Annotated in this window: 13 protein-coding genes; 2 read left to right on the top strand and 11 right to left on the bottom strand. The window is 72.7% G+C overall.

The window, feature by feature from the left end; genetic code table 11:
* Nucleotides 1-47: 47 nt before the first annotated feature.
* The 5 genes from TNCT1_RS36850 to TNCT1_RS33590 form a co-directional block, all read right to left on the bottom strand.
* Nucleotides 48-1,331, bottom strand: coding sequence for a chaplin family protein (locus TNCT1_RS36850; RefSeq protein WP_143639782.1), 1,284 nt, complete (start codon nt 1,329-1,331; stop codon nt 48-50).
* 109 nt (nt 1,332-1,440) lie between these two features.
* Nucleotides 1,441-1,668 carry a chaplin gene (locus TNCT1_RS33605; protein WP_143639779.1) on the bottom strand — a complete coding sequence of 76 codons (228 nt, stop codon included), beginning with the start codon at nt 1,666-1,668 and terminating at the stop codon, nt 1,441-1,443.
* A gap of 274 nt (nt 1,669-1,942) precedes the next feature.
* Entirely contained in the window at nt 1,943-3,904 is a 1,962-nt protein-coding gene (locus tag TNCT1_RS33600; protein ID WP_143639776.1) for a long-chain fatty acid--CoA ligase, read from the bottom strand.
* Between the two features lie 105 nt (nt 3,905-4,009).
* Nucleotides 4,010-4,900 carry an ABC transporter permease gene (locus tag TNCT1_RS33595; RefSeq protein ID WP_143639773.1) on the bottom strand — a complete coding sequence of 297 codons (891 nt, stop codon included), beginning with the start codon at nt 4,898-4,900 and terminating at the stop codon, nt 4,010-4,012.
* Complete coding sequence (locus tag TNCT1_RS33590; RefSeq protein ID WP_174266541.1) at nt 4,897-7,548, bottom strand: CocE/NonD family hydrolase; 2,652 nt, start codon at nt 7,546-7,548, stop codon at nt 4,897-4,899. The genes TNCT1_RS33595 and TNCT1_RS33590 overlap by 4 nt, the downstream gene beginning before the upstream one ends.
* Before the next feature lie 115 nt (nt 7,549-7,663).
* Here TNCT1_RS33590 and TNCT1_RS33585 point away from each other — a divergent pair, with 115 nt between their 5' ends.
* On the top strand, nt 7,664-8,089 hold the full coding sequence (locus TNCT1_RS33585) for a GNAT family N-acetyltransferase (protein WP_143639770.1): 426 nt from the start codon (nt 7,664-7,666) through the stop codon (nt 8,087-8,089).
* A gap of 4 nt (nt 8,090-8,093) precedes the next feature.
* Here the strand turns inward: TNCT1_RS33585 and TNCT1_RS33580 are convergent, their stop codons facing one another.
* From TNCT1_RS33580 to iolC, 6 genes are all read right to left on the bottom strand, one after another.
* A complete protein-coding gene (locus tag TNCT1_RS33580; protein WP_143639767.1) occupies nt 8,094-9,500 on the bottom strand; it encodes an APC family permease in 1,407 nt (468 codons plus the stop codon).
* Nucleotides 9,501-9,882: 382 nt separating this feature from the next.
* The gene (gene mmsA / locus TNCT1_RS33575) at nt 9,883-11,385 is read right to left on the bottom strand and encodes a CoA-acylating methylmalonate-semialdehyde dehydrogenase (protein WP_143639764.1); all 1,503 of its coding nucleotides are present in this window, start codon (nt 11,383-11,385) and stop codon (nt 9,883-9,885) included.
* A gap of 15 nt (nt 11,386-11,400) precedes the next feature.
* Entirely contained in the window at nt 11,401-13,278 is a 1,878-nt protein-coding gene (iolD, locus tag TNCT1_RS33570; protein WP_143639760.1) for a 3D-(3,5/4)-trihydroxycyclohexane-1,2-dione acylhydrolase (decyclizing), read from the bottom strand.
* Nucleotides 13,275-14,099, bottom strand: a complete 825-nt coding sequence (iolB, locus tag TNCT1_RS33565) for a 5-deoxy-glucuronate isomerase (protein ID WP_143639758.1) — start codon at nt 14,097-14,099, stop codon at nt 13,275-13,277. Before iolB ends, iolD begins: the two co-directional genes overlap by 4 nt.
* An 8-nt stretch (nt 14,100-14,107) precedes the next feature.
* Entirely contained in the window at nt 14,108-15,040 is a 933-nt protein-coding gene (locus tag TNCT1_RS33560) for a deoxyribose-phosphate aldolase (RefSeq protein WP_143639756.1), read from the bottom strand.
* Between the two features lie 11 nt (nt 15,041-15,051).
* On the bottom strand, nt 15,052-16,017 hold the full coding sequence (gene iolC / locus TNCT1_RS33555) for a 5-dehydro-2-deoxygluconokinase (RefSeq protein ID WP_143639754.1): 966 nt from the start codon (nt 16,015-16,017) through the stop codon (nt 15,052-15,054).
* 143 nt (nt 16,018-16,160) lie between these two features.
* Between iolC and TNCT1_RS33550 the strand changes: the two genes are divergently transcribed.
* Entirely contained in the window at nt 16,161-17,084 is a 924-nt protein-coding gene (locus TNCT1_RS33550; protein ID WP_143639752.1) for a sugar phosphate isomerase/epimerase, read from the top strand.
* Nucleotides 17,085-17,252: the final 168 nt, after the last annotated feature.

The raw sequence follows: 17,252 nt of genomic DNA, 5'->3' as shown, positions 1-17,252 counted from the left end.
ACCGGCGGGGTGCCGGGCACTGGGCGCCGGCACCCCGCACCGGCACGTCAGTGACGGGAGGCGCGGCGGCCCCGTCGGTACAGGGTGGTCCCGGCCACGAGCAGCACGGCGCTCGCCGCCGAGGCCCCGATCATGGCTTCGGCGTTGCCACCGGTGTGCGGCAGGTGGGGTCTGCCCCCGTGATGGTGGTGGTGGGGGTGCTCCTCGTCGCCGCAGGACGGGGGCGTGTCGTCGTCATCGCCGTAGGGGGGCGGTGTCGAGTGGTCGTCGTCTCCGCAGGACGGCTCCTTGCTGGGCTCGTCGTCCCCGTAGGAAGGCTTCGGAGAGGGTTCGTCGTCCCCGTAAGAGGGCTCCTTGCTGGGCTCCTCGTGCCCGTACGAGGGCTCCTTGCTGGGCTCGTCGTCCCCGTACGAGGGCTGCTTGCTCGGCTCGTCGTCCCCGTACGACGGCGGCTTGGGTCCGTCGTCGCCGTACGAGGGCTTCGGAGAGGGCTCGTCGTCCCCGTAGGAAGGCTTCTTGCCGGGCTCGTCCTCGCCGTACGACGGCTTCTTGCCGGACTCGTCGTCCCCGTAGGAGGGCGGGGCCGAGTGGTCGTCGTCGCCGTACGAAGGCTTCTTGCTCGGCTCGTCGTCCCCGTAGGAGGACATCTTGCCGGGCTCCTCGTCACCGTACGACGGCTTCTTGCCGGGCTCGTCCTCGCCGTACGACGGCTTCTTGCCGGGCTCGTCGTCCCCGTAGGAGGACATCTTGCCGGGCTCCTCGTCACCGTACGACGGCTTCTTGCCGGGCTCGTCCTCGCCGTACGACGGCTTCTGGGTGGGCTCGTCGTCGCCGTACGACGGCTTCTGGGTGGGCTCGTCGTCCCCGTACGAAGGCGCCGCGGTGGGCTCCTCCTTGCCGTGAGCGAGCTCGGACGCGTGCTCCGCCTCCTTCGGGGAGCTCGGGGCCTTGTCCTCCTCACCTTGCGCGGACTGAGGGGAATCGTTTCCCTTGTTGTGCGACGGCGCCTGGGACGCGTCGTCGCTGTGGGAGTCGTCCCGCGGGTCGGTGCCGGACGCGCCCGCGCCCTTGCCGTCCGTGCCGGAGTCGTGGCCGCCGGCGCAGCTGCCGCCGGAAGCCGGGTTCAGCGCGGCCGTTCCGTTCGCGGAGTCGCCGCAGACGTCGGCCGGGGCGTCGGCCGGGGCCTGGACGGTGTTGCCGGACACCACCCCGGACGAGTGGCGGGCGGCGCCGTGCGCGCCCGAGTCGGCGAGTGCCAGGCCGCCGTACAAGGACAGCATGCCGGTCGCGGCGGCGGCCACGAGAATGCCCTTGCTGAGGGTCTGTCGCAATGTCGTGTCTTCCTGCTCGTAGAAATGGGAAGGCCGGCCCCGGAACGAGAAAGAAGGTCCGGGGCCGGCCACGACACAGCCGGTCGGCTGATGCGTCGGGTTACTGCTCTCAGTCGTTTTCGCACCGGGCGCCGAGCGCCGGGTTCAGCGCCCCGATGACGTTCACGGAGTCACCGCAGACGTTGACCGGCACGTGCACCGGAACCTGGACGACGTTGCCCGAGAGGACGCCGGGCGAGTTGGCGGCGACGCCCTCCGCGCCGGAGTCCGCGAAGGCAGGGGCCGCCCCGCCCACAGCCAGGATCGCGCCGACGAGAACAGCAGCGCTCTTCTTCATGGGAGTTTCCCTTCTCTGCGGTCATGCCCTTCTGACGGCCCAGCCGAGCGAGCGGCTTGGGCCGAGCGAGCACGGCTTGAATGGCTCGCACCATGACCGGCAGCTGTAAAACGAGGAATAGACGGCGGAAGAAACTACGGAACGCATACCACCCGGCAATTCACTCGAACGCCCCCATGGAATTGACACCTTGGCCGACGCCGGAGCATTTTCGACGCCGTCCAGGACGCGGCGGGCCACCGGTTCCTCACCGGTGGCCCGCCGCTTCGCGTGCTCAGGCGCCGTACAGCTCCTCGATCCGGTCCGCGTAGGCGGCGGTCACCGCGTGCCGCTTCACCTTCAGCGACGGGGTGAGCAGCCCGTTGTCCTCGGTGAACTCGCCCTCGACCAGGGCGAAGGCACGGATCGACTCGGCGCGGGAGACGGCCGCGTTGGCATGGTCCACCGCCTTCTGCACCTCGGCGCGCAGCCGCTCGTCGCGCACGAGTTCGGCGATGGGGGTGTCCGGCGGCAGTCCGCGCACCGCCAGCCAGTGCGCGACCGCCTCCGGGTCCAGGGTGATCAGCGCGGCGACGAAGGGGCGGTTGTCGCCGACGACCAGGCACTGGCCGACCGGTGAGCGGCTGCGCAGCCGGTCCTCCAGAACGGCCGGGGAGACGTTCTTGCCGCCGGAGGTGACCAGGATGTCCTTCTTGCGGCCGGTGATGGTGAGGTAGCCGTCCTCGTCGAGGCTGCCGAGGTCGCCGGTGGCGAACCACCCGCCGGCCAGGACGGCGTCTGTGGCGGCCGGGTCGTTCCAGTACGCGCCGAAGACCACTTTGCCCTTGATCAGCACCTCGCCGTCGTCGGCGATGCGCACGGCCACGCCGGGGACGGGCAGGCCGACCGTGCCGGGGCGCGGACCGAGCGGGGGCACGATGGTGGCGGCGGCGGTGGTCTCGGTCAGGCCGTAACCCTCGTAGACGACGATGCCGGCCGCGTTGAAGAAGAGGTTGAGGTCGCGGTCCAGCGGGGAGCCGCCGCTGATGGCGTAGCGCATCCGGCCGCCGAGCTCCTTGCGGACGCGCCGGTAGACCAGCAGGTCGTACAGGGCCCACGCGGCGTACAGGCCGGGCCCGGGGCCCTTGCCGGTGCCGAGGAACTTGCTCAGGTACGCCTCGGCGAAGCGGACCCCGATCCGTTCGGCGCGGTCGAAGGAGGCGCCGCGGCCGATCCTCTCGGCGGTCGCCCGGCCGGTGTCGTGGATCTTCTCGAAGAGGTACGGCACCCCGACCAGGAAGGTGGGCCTGAACTCCTTGAGCGCGGGCCGCAGTTCGTCGGGCTTGACGCTCGGGAAGTGGCCGGTCCCGATGCGGGCCATGAGGCAGGCGAGCTGCAGGGTGCGGCCGAGGATGTGGGCGAGCGGCAGGAACAGCAGGGTGGAGGCCTGCTGCCCGGTGACCGCCTGGAAGACCGGGTGCAGCAGCTCGACGGTGTTGGCGGCCTCGGCGTGCAGGTTGGCGTGGGTGAGGACGCAGCCCTTGGGGCGGCCGGTGGTGCCGGAGGTGTAGCAGAGGGTGGCGATGGTGTCGGGGGTGAGGGCGGCGCGCCGCTTGGCGACCTCGTCGTCGCCGAGGCCGCGGCCGAGGTCCGTGAGGTCGGTGAGTGCGTCGCCCGGCACGGCCGAGGCGGCGGGCGCGCCGGCGTCCGGGGAGGGGGCCAGTTGCCACAGGCGTGGCCGGCGGGCGTGGCTCGCGGTGCCGGTGAGGACGGTGGCGGTGTTCTCGGCGGTCTCGGTGATCACGTACCGGGCGCCGGAGTCCCGCAGGATCCACTCCACCTGCGCGGCGGCCGAGGTCGGGTAGACGGGCACGGACTGGCCGCCGGCCGCCCAGATCGCGAAGTCCAGGACGGTCCACTCGTAGCGGGTGCGGGACATCACCGCGACCCGGCCGCCGGGTTCCAGACCGGCGGCGATCAGCCCCTTGGCGACGGCGGTGACCTCCGCGGCGAAGGCGGCCGCCGTCACCGGGCGCCAGGCTCCCGCGGTGCGGCGGCGCAGGAGCACCGCGTCCGGGGTTTCGGCCGCGTGGGTGAACGGGAGGTCGGCCATGGAGCCGCCGCTGAGCGGTGCCGCCAGGGGCGCCGCCCGTACCTCGCGCACGGCGCCCTGGGGGTCCCTGACGATCTCCACCGACCCGCGCGCCGCCAGGTCGGCGCGCTGCCGTGCTCGCTTCAGATCCCTGCGTACGCCCATGACGGCTCCCGGTCGCGGCTGCTGCGAAGGTTCTTACCGCCGGGTCAACTTACTCGCAAGTAAGGAAACGTCAATGGGAGGCGCCGCAGCCGGTCGCGGCCCGGTTCAGGAGACGATGTCCTTGCGGGCGAACCCCCGGAAGGCCAGGGCGAACAGCACCACGGCGTACGTCACGGAGACCGCGGCGCCCTGGACCATGCCGGACCACTCGGGGTCCTGCTGCACGACGTCGGCCCAGGCGAACTGCCAGTGCGCGGGCAGGAAGTCGCGCCAGTGGCCGAGGGCGGTCACCGCGTCCAGGACGTTGCCGACGATCGTCAGGCCGACCGCGCCGCCGACCGCGCCGAGCGGGGCGTCCGTCCTGGTGGAGAGCCAGAACGCGAGTCCCGCCGTTACCAGCTGGGACACGAAGACGTACGCCACGACCACCACCAGCCGCTGCGCGGCCGTGCCCGCGTCCAGCGCGCCGCCGGTGGGTATCTGCAGCGGGCCCCAGCCGTAGGCGGCGGTGCCGACCGCGAGGGCGACGACCGGCAGCAGCACCATCGCGGCGAGGCTCAGCCCGAGCCCCACGCCGAGCTTGGACAGCAGCAGCCGGGTCCTCGGCACGGGCGCGGCGAGCAGGTAGCGCAGGGAGGACCAGCTCGCCTCGGAGGCGACCGTGTCCCCGCAGAACAGGGCGACCGGGATCACCAGCAGGAAGCCCGCCGAGACGAACAGGTTGACGGCGGCGAAGTTGGCGCCGGACGCGGTGGCCGTGTCCATCAGCGTGACCCGGCCGTCGCGGCCCGAGGGCTCGCCCCCGATCGCGAACGCGACGAGCAGCACGAACGGCAGGACCGCGAGGACGCCGCCCATGACGAGCGTGCGGCGCCGCTTGAGCTGGCGGACCAGCTCCACGCGCAGCGGCAGCGTACGGGCCGCGCGGTAACCGGGAGCGGCCTCTACGGGCTCTACGGGATCGACGGGCTTGACGGGTTCGCTGAGCGTGCTCACGGGGCACCTCCGATCAGGGTGAGGAAGGCGTCTTCCAGGCGCCGGTGGGGGCCGACCGAGGCGACGGGCACCTCCAGGCGCACCAGTTCCACGACCAGCTCCTCGGCGGCGCCGCCGGGTTCGAGGCGGATGAGCAGCCCGTCCTCGGTGCGGACGGCGGAGGCCACGCCGGGCAGGGCCGCGACCTTCTCCACGACCGGTTCCTCCACGGGCGTGCCCGTGCCGACCAGCAGCGTGTCGCCGGAGCCGACGATGTCCCGCACCGGGCCCGCCTGCACCAGCCGGCCGCGGTCCATCACCACCAGGTGGGTGCAGGACTGCTCGACCTCGGCGAGGAGGTGGCTGGAGACGATCACGGTGCGGCCGGCGGCCGCGTAGCGGATCATCACCTCGCGCATCTCGCGGATCTGCGGCGGGTCGAGGCCGTTGGTGGGCTCGTCCAGGATGAGCAGGTCAGGCAGGCCGAGCATGGCCTGGGCGATGGCCAGGCGCTGGCGCATGCCCTGGGAGTAGGTGCGCACGGCACGGGCGAGCGCGTCACCGAGGCCGGCGATCTCCAGAGCCTCGTCGAGGTGGGCGTCCCCGGGCGGCCGGCCGGTGGCCCGCCAGTAGAGCTCCAGGTTCTCCCGGCCGGACAGGTGGGGCAGGAAGCCCGCGCCCTCGACGAAGGCGCCCACTCTCGACAGCACCGGCGCGCCCGGGCGGACGGCGTGGCCGAAGACGCGGATCTGTCCGCCGTCCGGCCCGATGAGGCCCATCAGCATGCGCAGGGTGGTGGTCTTGCCCGCGCCGTTGGGCCCGAGCAGACCGAGGACCTGGCCCTTCTCCACCCGGAAGGACAGCTCACGCACCGCGTACCGGTCGGCGGACCCGGCGTACCGCTTGCTCAGGTCCGTTATCTGCAGCGGGACGTCGGCGAGGGCCGGGTCGGGGGCGGGGGCGGCGGTGGGACGGCGGCCGGTGACCAGCAGGGCGAGCGCGCCCAGGGCGCCGGCCAGCGGCAGCCACCACACCCAGGAGGGCAGCGGGGCCGCCGCGGTGGTGACGGCGGGCGCGGTCGGCACGCTCAGGTCCGACCCGAGCGAGACGGTGTACGTGGCCGGGGCGGCCGGTGAGGCGTAGCCGAGGTCGGTGGAGGCGAGGACCAGACGGAGCCGGTGGCCCTTGCGCACCTCGTGGTCGATGGCCGGGAGGGTGACCGTGACGTCCTTGCCCGCCTTGGCGCCGGTGACCCGCAGCGGCGTGACGAGCTGGGCGGGCAGCACCTGCCGGGCGCCGTCGGGGCCGACGTCGTACACCTTGCCGAACAGGACGGCGTCGCCGGTGGTGGAGGTGACGTGCACCGTGGCGGTCGGCGAGCCGGTGATCCGCAGGTCGCGGGTGAGCGGGGCCGAGTCGAACCGGGCGTACTGGCCGGGGAAGTCCAGGGAGACCCCGACGCCGAGCGCGGAGAGCTGGGAGAGGCCGCCGGAGCCGCCGAGGCCGGGCAGCGCGGAGACGCCGGGCGGGCTGGCGCCGGCCGGGTTGGCCACGCGCTGCTCGCGGCCGCTCAGAGGAACGGCCCGCGGGTGGTCGCGCAGGCCCGGGTAGGCGTCGGCGCTCGCGCCGCGGAGCTGGGCGGCGCCGTCGGTGGAGTCGACGCCGCCGGTGCGGGTGACGCGGAAGGCGGGGCCGGTGGCCGCGGAATCGTCGCCCTTGAGGTAGTGGTCGAACCAGGCGGTGACCCGCCCCTGGACCCGGCCGTCCTCCATGTCGCCGCCGTCGTGTCCGCCCGCGATCCAGTCGACGGCCACCGGGGCGCCGCCGGCGCGCAGGGCCTTCGCGGCGGCGTCGGACTGGGCCAGGGTGAACAGCGAGTCGGTCTGGCCCTGCACCAGCAGGGTGGGCACCTTGATGCGGCCGGCGACCGCGACCGGGGAGCGCTCCCGGAGCAGTTCGCGGGCGGCGGCGTCCGGGGTGCCGGACTCGGCGACCCGGTCGTACATCCGGCACAGGGCGGGCTCGAACCTGGCGCAGCCGCCGCCGGTGTTGAAGAAGACGCCGGCCCACAGCTTCTTGAAGACGCCGTTCGGGAACAGGGCGTCGGCGAGGTTCCAGTAGGTGACGGCCGGGGCGATGGCGTCGACGCGGTGGTCGTGCCCGGCGGCGAGCAGGGAGACGGCGCCGCCGTAGGAGCCGCCGGTCACGCCCACGCGGGGGTCGCCCTTGGCGTCGAGGCGGACCTGGGGCTGCTCGGCCAGCCAGTCGATGAGCCGGGAGACGTCGGCGACCTCGTGCTCCGGGTCGTTCAGGCCGATTTTTCCGGTGGAGCGGCCGAAGCCGCGGGCCGACCAGGTCAGCACCGTGTACCCGGCGCGGGTGAGGTCCTCGGCCTCCTGGCGCACGTCGTCCTTGCTGCCGCCGAAGCCGTGGGCGAGCAGGACGGCGGGGCGTCGGCCGGACGAGGCGCCGGTGAAGTACGAGGTGTCCAGGCGGGTGCCGTCGGCCATGGTCATCACCCGGTCGGTCCGGCGCACCCCGGACGGGCCGTCGGACGCCACGGCCGACCACGTCCCGGCGCCGGCGAGCACCACGACGGCGGCCGCGGCGGCGAGCAGCCGGCGCGGCCCCTTCAGCAGTCCCCGCGGCACGGGCACTCGAAGATCCATGCATCAACGGTACGGGCCGCCACCGACAGCGCATGCGGCCCGGGGGCTGAACTCTCGCCCTCCTCGCGGCGTACGGAACGGTTCCTCCCGTACTCCAGGCGTGGTAGCAAAACGCATGCGCCCTCCTGACATCCGCCGTGCCACGACCGTCGCCCAGCTCGTGGCGGCCGGGCACCTGTTCGACCGGCCGGTCCGCGCCGAGTGGGCCGAACGGTTCCTGACCACCGCCGGACACCATCTGTTCCTCGCGCACGCGGAGGACGGGGGCGGCCCGGTCGGGTTCGTCAGCGGCGTGGAGACCGTGCACCCCGACAAGGGGACCGAGATGTTCCTGTACGAGCTGGGTGTCGCCGGGCCGTACCGCCGCCGGGGGATCGGGCGGGCGCTGGTGCTGCGGCTGGCCGCGCTGGCGCGGGAGCGGGGCTGCCACGGTATGTGGGTCGGCGTGGACCGCGGGAACGACGTCGCCCTCGCCGCCTATCGCAGTGCGGGCGGCGAGGACGACGGGTCGTGCTCGGTGGTGGCGTGGGACTTCGGCTGAGGCCTCAGACCTGCTCGTCCTCCGGGATCGTCACCAGCCAGCGGGTGTCGCGGCGCGGGCGGAGGTAGAAGACCCAGTAGAGGGTGGCGACCGCGGTGATGCCGCCGGTCCACAGCAGGTAGGTCGCCTCCTGCTGGGTGAGGATGTAGGCGAGGACCACGATGAGCAGGATGGGCATCGCGGGCCACAGCGGCATCCGCCAGGCGGGCGTGTGCTTGTGCGAGCCGCGGCGGCTCAGCAGGGCGGCGACCGCGACGAGGATGTACATGCCGGTCACGGAGACGCCGGTGACGCCGTACAGGGTGTCCAGGTTGACGAAGCAGAGCAGCGCGCCGGGGACGCCGACCGCGAGCGTGGCGACCCAGGGGGAGCCGAAGCGGCCGAGCCGGGAGAAGACGTCGTTGACCGGCTCGGGCCAGGCCTTGTCACGAGCGGAGGCGAACAGGACGCGGGAGTTCTGGATGACCATGACGATGCCCGCGTTGATGATCGCGAGGGCCACACAGAGGCTCACGAAGGTGCCGACCGCGGAGTTGGACCAGGCGGTGACCATAGCGCTCAGGTCGCCGCTGGTCAGCTCCTTGATGTCGGAGGCGCCCATGGTGATGGCGGCGACCGGCACGATGATGATCACCGAGGAGATGGCGAGGGTGGCCAGCACCGTGCGGGCGACGTTGCGGCGCGGGTGCTCGAGTTCCTCGGAGAGGTAGACGGCGGTCGAGAAGCCCTGGGTGGCGAAGAGGGCGATGGCGAGGCCGGAGATGACGAGCATGGCCGTCACCGGGTCGGTGTGGCCGCTCGGGCCGGCCACCTCCATGGAGACCAGGCTGCCGACGCCGCGCTGGCTGTGCGAGAAGCCGAGCAGGGCGACCACGCCGGCCGCGATGACCTCCAGGACCAGGAAGATGCCGGTGATCCAGGCGTTGGCCCGCAGGTCGAGCAGGCCGGCGAGGGTGGCGAGCAGCATCACGCCGGCGCCGGTCATGGCCGGGTCGAGGTGCACGATCGGGGTCAGGTAGTCGGCCGTGCCCATCGCGATCACCGGCGGGACGATCACCACCACCAGCAGGGACAGCACGAAGACCAGCCAGCCCGCGAGCCGCCCGGCCATCGTCGACACCATGGCGTACTCGCCGCCCGCGCTGGGGATGAGGGTGCCCAGCTCGGAGTAGCAGAACGCCACGGCGATACAGAGGAGGGAGCCGATGGCGATCGTCAGGGCGGTCGCGGTGCCGAGGGTGCCGAACAGGTCCGGGACGACCACGAAGAGCGTGGACGCGGGCGTGACGCACGAGAGCGTCAGCAGAGTGCCGCCGACGACGCCGATGGAACGCTTGAGCTTCTGGGGGCCGTCAGGGATGCCCGAAGCGTCTGTGACGGCGGTGTCGACAGGGCGGAGCGTGTCGGTCATGCGGCGGGGTTCCGATCGACTCGTGCTGCTGAGGGTGGGGGTCGGGAGCGCTATCGCCTCCGGCGGCTCGTCGTACGTTCGTCTCGTCCGCTCCCGGCGCTGCTTAGAGAACCCCGACGAAAACCGCCACGTCAATGGGGGTCTGCCTTCGGATTCCGCACCTGGAAAGCGACGCAGTTCACATCACTTTCGTAGGCACTGATCACGTGACAGTTCATTCAGCAAGCCAAGCCAACAGATGACCTTGCTTTCGAAGGTGAGCTGAGCGACTTCCATGGCTTGCCCGTTTCATCCACGAAAACGGGAACCGCAGGCAACGTGACAAAAAAATGTCGGGCCGTCCGGTATCCGGACGACCCGACGGGGCGTTTCCAGCGGGTTCTCAGTGGTTGCGCGGGAAGCCCAGGTCGACTCCGGCCGGGGCGTCCGCCGGGTCCGGCCAGCGGGTGGTGACGACCTTGCCGCGGGTGTAGAAGTGCGTGCCGTCGTTGCCGTAGATGTGGTGGTCGCCGAAGAGCGAGTCCTTCCAGCCGCCGAACGAGTGGTAGCCGACGGGGACCGGGATCGGGACGTTCACGCCGACCATGCCGGCCTCGACCTCGAGCTGGAAGCGGCGGGCCGCGCCGCCGTCCCGGGTGAAGATGGCGGTGCCGTTGCCGAACGGCGAGGCGTTGATGAGGGCCACGCCCTCCTCGTAGGTGTCGGCGCGCAGCACGCACAGGACCGGGCCGAAGATCTCGTCCCGGTAGGCGCCGGCCGTGGTCGGGACCCTGTCGAGCAGCGAGATGCCGATCCAGTGGCCGTCCTCGTAGCCCGCCACGGTGTGGCCGGTGCCGTCCAGGACCACCTCGCAGCCCTCGTCGGCGGCGCCCTTCACGTAGGAGGCGACCTTGTCGCGGTGGGCGGCGGTGATCAGCGGGCCCATCTCGGACGCCGGGTCGTCTCCGGGACCGATCTTGATCTTCTCGGCCCGCTCGCGGATCTTCTCCACCAGCTCGTCGCCGATCGCGCCGACCGCCACCACCGCGGAGATGGCCATGCAGCGCTCGCCGGCCGAGCCGTAGGCCGCCGAGACCGCCGCGTCGGCGGCCGCGTCCAGGTCGGCGTCCGGCAGGACCAGCATGTGGTTCTTGGCGCCGCCGAGGGCCTGCACCCGCTTGCCGTTGGCGGAGGCGGTGGTGTGGATGTAGCGGGCGATCGGGGTCGAGCCGACGAAGGAGACGGCCTTGACGTCCGGGTGCTCCAGCAGCCGGTCCACGGCCACCTTGTCGCCGTGCACGACGTTGAAGACGCCGTCGGGCAGTCCGGCCTCGGCGAGCAGCTCGGCGAGCCGGACCGCGGCCGACGGGTCCTTCTCGCTCGGCTTCAGCACGAACGTGTTGCCGCAGGCGATGGCGATCGGGAACATCCACATCGGGACCATCGCCGGGAAGTTGAACGGGGTGATGCCCGCGACCACGCCCAGCGGCTGCCGGATCGAGGACACGTCCACCCGGCTCGCCACCTGCGTGGACAGCTCGCCCTTGAGCTGGACGTTGATGCCGCAGGCCAGGTCGACGATCTCCAGGCCGCGCGCCACCTCGCCGAGGGCGTCCGAGTGCACCTTGCCGTGCTCGGCGGTGATCAGCTCGGCGATCTCGTCCCGGTGCGCGTCGAGCAGCGCGCGGAACTTGAAGAGGATGCCGGTCCGCTGGGCCAGCGAGGACTGGCCCCAGGTCGTGTAGGCGTCCTTGGCGGCGGCGACCGCCGCGTCCACCTCCTCGACCGACGCGAACGCGACCTTCGTGGTGACCGCGCCGGTCGCCGGGTCCGTGACCGGCCCGTACGCGCCCGACGCGCCTTCGGCGGTCTTGCCGCCGATCCAGTGGTTGACGATCTTCGTCATGCCCTAAGACTCCTTCTACAGATGGCGGCGTCGGGTCGAGACGTGCCGTTCGTACAGCTCACGTGCCTTGACCGCGCTCGATCGGGCCGCGGTCTCGGCCACAGGAACATCCCACCAGGCCTGCGCCTCGGGCGCGCCCGACACAGTGTCGGACGTTTCGGTCTCCACGTAGACACATGTGGGAGTGTCCGCCGAGCGGGCCTCGGCGAGCGCCGACCGCAGGTCCCGGACCGTCCGCGCGCGCAGCACCCGCATGCCGAGGCTCGCCGCGTTGGCGGCGAGGTCCACGGGCAGCGGGGCGCCGGTGAACGCGCCGTCGGCCGCGCGGTGGCGGTAGGCGGTGCCGAACCGCTCGGCGCCCACCGCCTCCGACAGACCGCCGATCGAGGCGTAGCCGTGGTTCTGCACCAGCAGCACCTTGATCGCGACGCCCTCCTGGACGGCGGTGACGATCTCCGTCGGCATCATCAGGTACGTGCCGTCGCCGACCAGCGCCCACACGTTCCGCCCGGGCGCTGCGAGCTTGACGCCGATCGCGGCCGGGATCTCGTAGCCCATGCAGGAGTAGCCGTACTCCAGGTGGTACTGGTCCCGGGACCGGGTCCGCCACAGCTTGTGCAGGTCGCCGGGGAGCGAGCCGGCCGCGGCCACGATGATGTCGGACTCGTCGGCCAGGGCGTCGAGGGCCCCGATGACCTGCGGCTGGGTCGGACGCACGTCGGGCTCGTCGGCCTCGAGGCAGGCGTCCACGCGCTGCTCCCAGCGCTCCTTGTCCTCGGTGTACTCCGCGACGTAGGAGGCGGCCACCCGGTGGCCGAGCCTCCCCAGCGCCTCGGTCAGCTCGCCGAGCCCGCTGCGGGCGTCCGCGACCAGCGGGAGGCCGGCGAGCTTGTGGCTGTCGAAGGACGCGATGTTGAGGTTCAGGAAGCGGACGTCCGGGTTGCCGAAGAGGGTGCCGGAGGCGGTGGTGAAGTCCGTGTACCGGGTGCCGACGCCGATGACGAGGTCCGCGGTGCGGGCCAGTTCGTCGGCGGTGGCGGTGCCGGTGTGGCCGACGCCGCCGACGTCCTGCGGGTGGTCGTGGCGCAGGGAGCCCTTGCCCGCCTGGGTGGACGCCACCGGTATGCCGGTGGCCGCCGCGAACTCCGCGAGGCTCTCCTCGGCGCGGCTGTGGTGGACGCCGCCGCCCGCGATGACGAGCGGCCTGCGCGCCCGGCGGACGGCCCGCACCGCCTCGGCCAGCTCGGCCGGGTCCGCGCCGGGGCGCCGCACCGCCCACACGCGCTCGGCGAAGAACGCCTCGGGCCAGTCGTACGCCTCGGCCTGGACGTCCTGGGGCAGGGCGAGGGTGACCGCGCCGGTCTCCACCGGGTCGGTGAGGACCCGCATGGCCTGCAGCGCGCCGGGGATCAGCTGCTCGGGCCGGGTGATCCGGTCGAAGTACCGCGACACCGGGCGCAGGGTGTCGTTGACCGACACGTCACCGGCGTACGGCACCTCCAGCTGCTGCAGGACCGGGTCGGCGGGGCGGGCGGCGAAGACGTCGCCTGGGAGCAGCAGGACCGGGAGGTGGTTGACGGTGGCGAGGGCGGCGCCGGTGACCAGATTGGTCGCGCCGGGGCCGATGGAGGTGGTGACCGCGTGGGTGGACAGGCGGTCGCACTGCCGGGCGTAGCCGACCGCCGCGTGCACCATGGCCTGCTCGTTGCGGCCCTGGTGGAACGGCATGGCGCCGGCGTGCTCGACCAGGGCCTGGCCGAGCCCGGCGACGTTGCCGTGCCCGAAGATGCCCCAGGTGGCGCCGATCAGCCGCCGCCGCTCGCCGTCCCGTTCGGTGTGCTGGGCGGCGAGGAAGCGGACCAGTGCCTGGGCGACGGTCAGCCGGACGGTCATCGGTAGCCCCCTGTGCTCTTCGCGTGGTCGGGATGGAAGCGGATCCGCCACTCCCGGGTCTCGCCGGGGCCGGCCATGACGTTGAGGTAGTACATGTCATGGCCGGGCTGGGCGATCGACGGGCCGTGCCACCCGTCGGGCACGAGGACGGCGTCGCCGGAGCGGACCTCGGCGAGGAGGTCGCAGCCGCCCTGGCGCGAGGGGAACACGCGCTGGTAGCCGAATCCGTCCGGGCCGTCGATCTCGAAGTAGTAGATCTCCTCCAGCACCGACTCCTCGCCCGGCCGGTGCTCGTCGTGCTTGTGCGAGGGGTAGGAGGACCAGTTGCCGCCGGGGGTGACGACCTCCACGGCGATCAGCCGGTCGCAGTCGAAGGCGTCCGCAGCGGCGAAGTTGCGCACCTGGCGGGCGCAGGCGCCGCTGCCGCGGTGTTCGACGGGGACCTCCGGCGCGGGGCCGTAGCGGGCGGGGAGTCGTCGCTCGCACTTCGCTCCTGCCAGGGCGAAGCGGCCTCCCGCGCCGGAGGCGATCTGGACCCGGGCGTCGCGGGGCGCGTACACGAAGTCGGAGACCCCGGTGAACACGCTGTCCCGTCCCAGGAGTTGGAATTCGTTTTCCTCGATTCGCACGGTACATCCGCCTTGCAGCGGAAGCACGATCCATTCACTGCCCCCGGTGGTGAACGTATGGCTGCCGCCGGGTGTCAGCTCCAGCACGCGCAGGCCGCTGTACTCCCATCCGGCGCGCTCGGGACCGATGTCGACGGCGTACCCGCCGTTCGACGCGGCCCCCCGGGGCAGGTGCAGGTCGGTGCTGGTCATGCGGCCCCTCACAGCAGTCCGGTGGCGGTGTCCACGGCGGCGGCCACGTCGCCGTCCGCCGGATACAGCAGCGAACGGCCCACCACCAGGCCGCGCACGGTGGGCAGTCGCAGCGCCCCGCGCCACTTCTCGTAGGCGGCGTCCTGCTCCCCGGGCGAGTCCCCCACGTCGCCGCCGAGGAGCACGGCCGGCAGCGTCGAGGTCTCCATGACCCGGGCCATGTCGTCGGGGTTCTCGGTGACCGGCACCTTCAGCCAGGTGTAGGCCGAGGTGCCGCCGAGGCCGGAGGCGATGGCGACGGACCGGGTGACGGCTTCGGCCGACAGGTCGTTGACCAGCCGTCCCTCGGGGGTGCGGCGGCTGATGAACGGCTCCACGAAGACCGGCAGCCGGCGGGCGGCCATGTCGTCGATGACGCGTGCGGCGGACTCCAGGGTGGTCAGGGAGCCCGGGTCGGTGTAGTCGATGCGCAGCAGCATCTTCCCGGCGTCGAAACCGAGCCGCTGGATGTCCTCGGGGCGGTGGCCGGTGAAGCGGTCGTCGAGTTCGAAGCTGGCGCCCTGCAGCCCGCCGCGGTTCATGGAGCCGAGGACGACCTTGCCGTCGAGGGCGCCGAGCAGCAGCAGGTCGTCCAGTACGTCGGCGGTCGCGAGGACGCCGTCGACGCCGGGCCGGGACAGCGCGAGGCACAGGCGCCGCAGCAGGTCGGCGCGGTTGGCCATGGCGAGCGCGCGGTCGCCGGCGCCGAGCGCGCCGCGGGCCGGGTGGTCGGCGGCGACGATCATCAGGCGGCCGCTCGTGCCCAGCAGCGGGCGCCGGATCCGCCGGGCGGCGGCCTCGGCGACGGCCTCGGGACGGTGGGTGCGGACGCGGACCAGTTCGGCGACGTCGACGGGCGGCAGCCGGGTCCCCGCCCCGCCCCCGGTGTGCGTGCCGGCCACGCGGCCCGCCCTCACAGCACCGCTCCGGCGTCGAGCGCGGCGGCCACCTCGGCGGGGGTCGGCATGGCGGAGGAGCACTCCAGGCGGGAGGCGACGATGGCGCCGGCCGCGTTGGCGTGCCGCATGACCGTCTCCAGGTCCCAGCCCGCCAGCAGGCCGTGGCAGAGGGAGCCGCCGAAGGCGTCCCCGGCGCCGAGCCCGTTGAGGACGGTGACCGGCAGCGGCGGGACCTCGGCGTACCCGCCGCCGCGGTCGACGGCCAGGACGCCCTTGGGCCCTTGTTTGACCACGGCGGTCTCGGCCCCGGCGGCCAGCAGCGCGTCGGCCGCCGCACGGGGGTCGCGGACTCCGGTCGCGATCTCCACCTCGTCCAGGTTGCCGACGGCGACCGTGGTGTGCCGCAGCGCCTCGGCGTAGAAGGGCCGGGCCTCGTCGGGGCCGGCCCAGGAAGCGCTGTTCCAGAGGGCGGGACGCCAGTCGAGGTCGAAGACCGTCGTGCCGGACCGGGCCCGGTGGGCGAGGGCCGTGAGGGTCGCCGTACGGCTCGGCTCGGCGCTCAGGCCGGTGCCGGTGACCCAGAAGACCCGTGCGCCGGCGATGGCGTCCAGGTCCAGGCCGGCGGCGTCGATCTCCAGGTCGGGCGCCTTGGGCCGGCGGTAGAAGTACAGGGGGAAGTCGTCCGGCGGGAAGACCTCGCAGAAGGTGACCGGGGTGGGCAGGCCGGGGACCGGGGCGACCCAGCGGTCGTCGACGCCGAAGCCGCGCAGGGCCTCGTGCAGATAGGCGCCGAACGGGTCGTCTCCGGTGCGGGTGATCACCGCGGTGCGGCGGCCGAGCCGGGCCGCGGCGACCGCGACGTTGGCCGCCGAGCCGCCGAGGAACTTGCCGAAGGACGACACCTGGGCGAGCGGGACGCCGGTCTGCAGCGGGTAGAGGTCCACTCCGATCCGCCCCATGGTGATCAGGTCGTACGCCATCGGCTTCCCTTCCGTGCCGGCCGGTTCACCCTGCGTGGCCCTTCCGGCTTTCTAGTCCTGTCCGGCGAACCCTGTCAACATTTTGTCCGGACATTCGGACGACAGCTTGACACCGCTTTCCGGGCGCCCGCAGGCTGACGGCCATGACGTCCTTGTCACCCTCCTCCCCTTCCTCCCCTTCCCGCATCCGGATCGGTTCGGCGCCCGACTCCTGGGGTGTCTGGTTCCCGGACGACCCGCGGCAGGTGCCCTGGCGGCGGTTCCTCGACGAGGTCGCCGCCTCCGGCTACGAGTGGATCGAGCTGGGCCCCTACGGCTATCTGCCGACCGACCCCGCCGTGCTCGCCGAGGAGACCGCCCGCCGTGGCCTGCGGGTGTCGGCCGGCACGGTCTTCACCGGCCTGCACCACGGCCCCGCCGTCTGGGAGAAGACCTGGGAACACGTCTCCGGCATCGCCGCCCTGACCCGGGACATGGGCGCCCGCCACCTGGTCGTCATCCCGTCCTTCTGGCGGGACGACCGCACGGGCGAGGTGCTGGAGCCGGACACGCTGACCGCCGGGCAGTGGCGCGACCTGACCTCGCTGACCGAACGGCTGGGGCGCGAGGTGCGGGAGCGGTACGGCCTCACGGCCGTCGTCCACCCGCACGCCGACACGCACATCGACACCGAGGAGAACGTCACCCGGTTCCTCGACGGCACCGACCCCGCCCTGGTGTCGCTGTGTCTGGACACCGGGCACTACGCCTACTGCGGCGGCGACAGCGTCAAGCTGATCGAGACCTACGGCGAGCGCATCGGCTACCTCCACCTGAAGCAGGTGGACCCGGAGATCCTCGCCGGCGTGCGGGCCGAGGGCACGCCGTTCGGGCCCGCGGTCGCCCGGGGGGTGATGTGCGAACCGCCGTCCGGGGTGCCCGCACTGGGGCCGGTATTGGAGGCCGCCGGACGGCTGGGCACCGACCTGTTCGCGATCGTCGAGCAGGACATGTACCCGTGCGACCCGGACAAGCCGCTGCCGATCGCCCGGCGCACCCGGGCGTTCCTGAGGTCCTGCGGCGTCTGAACCCGGCGGTCTCCCAGGCCTCTTTGCTGCGGCCGTGTCACAAACTCCTCCTTCCTGTCACAGATGTCGCGCCTACGCGGGTTCTCGGTCACATCCGGCCGACAGCCGCTTGCCCGTCGCACCCCGGCGTCGTTCACCGGGCACAGGCTTGTTGATCACCAGCGCAGC

The organism is Streptomyces sp. 1-11 (genome assembly GCF_007176755.1).
Classification (GTDB): Bacteria; Actinomycetota; Actinomycetes; order Streptomycetales; family Streptomycetaceae; genus Streptomyces.
This window is presented reverse-complemented; position numbering and strand designations above follow the sequence as displayed.

Bases quoted from the DNA above. Each gene is read 5' to 3' on its own strand.
- TNCT1_RS33605 (WP_143639779.1), bottom strand. From the start codon at position 1,668: ATGAAGAAGAGCGCTGCTGTTCTCGTCGGCGCGATCCTGGCTGTGGGC.
- TNCT1_RS33600 (WP_143639776.1), bottom strand. From the start codon at position 3,904: ATGGGCGTACGCAGGGATCTGAAGCGAGCACGGCAGCGCGCCGACCTG.
- TNCT1_RS33590 (WP_174266541.1), bottom strand. From the start codon at position 7,548: ATGGATCTTCGAGTGCCCGTGCCGCGGGGACTGCTGAAGGGGCCGCGC.
- TNCT1_RS33585 (WP_143639770.1), top strand. From the start codon at position 7,664: ATGCGCCCTCCTGACATCCGCCGTGCCACGACCGTCGCCCAGCTCGTG.
- TNCT1_RS33580 (WP_143639767.1), bottom strand. From the start codon at position 9,500: ATGACCGACACGCTCCGCCCTGTCGACACCGCCGTCACAGACGCTTCG.
- mmsA (WP_143639764.1), bottom strand. From the start codon at position 11,385: ATGACGAAGATCGTCAACCACTGGATCGGCGGCAAGACCGCCGAAGGC.
- iolD (WP_143639760.1), bottom strand. From the start codon at position 13,278: ATGACCGTCCGGCTGACCGTCGCCCAGGCACTGGTCCGCTTCCTCGCC.
- iolB (WP_143639758.1), bottom strand. From the start codon at position 14,099: ATGACCAGCACCGACCTGCACCTGCCCCGGGGGGCCGCGTCGAACGGC.
- iolC (WP_143639754.1), bottom strand. From the start codon at position 16,017: ATGGCGTACGACCTGATCACCATGGGGCGGATCGGAGTGGACCTCTAC.
- TNCT1_RS33550 (WP_143639752.1), top strand. From the start codon at position 16,161: ATGACGTCCTTGTCACCCTCCTCCCCTTCCTCCCCTTCCCGCATCCGG.